Origin of the sequence: Hymenobacter frigidus, from assembly GCF_014640435.1 — a bacterium.
GTDB lineage: Bacteria > Bacteroidota > Bacteroidia > Cytophagales > Hymenobacteraceae > Hymenobacter > Hymenobacter frigidus.
Map to the genome: position 1 here is coordinate 1 of NZ_BMGY01000104.1, position 745 is coordinate 745.

The window sequence follows — 745 nt, forward strand, 5'->3', positions numbered from 1 at the left end:
GTACCCGTCAGCCCCGACTTTTACGTTTTACCAAGCCTTTTTCATGATCCCTAAGCACGCCCGCATCCTGGTGGTAGACGACGAGCCCGACGTGCTGTTCGCGCTCAAGCTGCTGCTCAAAAGCGAGGTGCGGGAAGTTGTGACGGAGAAAAACCCGGAACTGCTGCTCTCCCTGCTCCGCCAGCAGCACTTCGACGTTGTGCTGCTCGACATGAATTACCGCAGCGGCCAGGCGACGGGCAACGAGGGCTTCTACTGGCTGGGCCGCATCCTGGAGCACAACCCCACCACGGCCGTTATCCTAATTACGGCCTATGGCGACGTGCGCACGGCGGTCCGCGCCCTTAAAGCCGGCGCCACCGACTTCCTGCTCAAGCCCTGGCACAACGAACAGCTGCTGCAAACGCTGGCCGCCGCCCTTCAACCTAAAACCGGCAGCAAAAGCGGGGGCACGCCGAAAAAAGTAGTCGGGCCGGCCGCGGCTACCGCGCTACTCGGAGAGTCAGCCGCCATGCAGGAAGTGCGCGCTATTATTGAAAAGGTCGCCCCGACCGAAGCCAACGTGCTGCTGCTCGGCGAGAACGGCACGGGTAAGGAGTTGGTCGCCAAGTCCCTGCACGAGCAGTCGCGCCGCGCCGCCCGGCCCTTTGTGGCCGCCGACGTAGCCGCGCTCAGCGAGGGGTTGTTTGAAAGCGAGCTGTTTGGGCACACCAAGGGCGCGTTCACGGATGCCCAGGCCAGCCGC

At 63.5% G+C, this 745-nt stretch carries 1 protein-coding gene; it reads left to right on the top strand.

Going from position 1 to position 745, the window contains the following annotated elements; genetic code table 11:
- Nucleotides 1–43 precede the first annotated feature (43 nt).
- The coding region (locus IEW17_RS20640; protein ID WP_188563952.1) for a sigma-54-dependent transcriptional regulator at nucleotides 44–745 on the top strand (702 nt) is incomplete at its 3' end.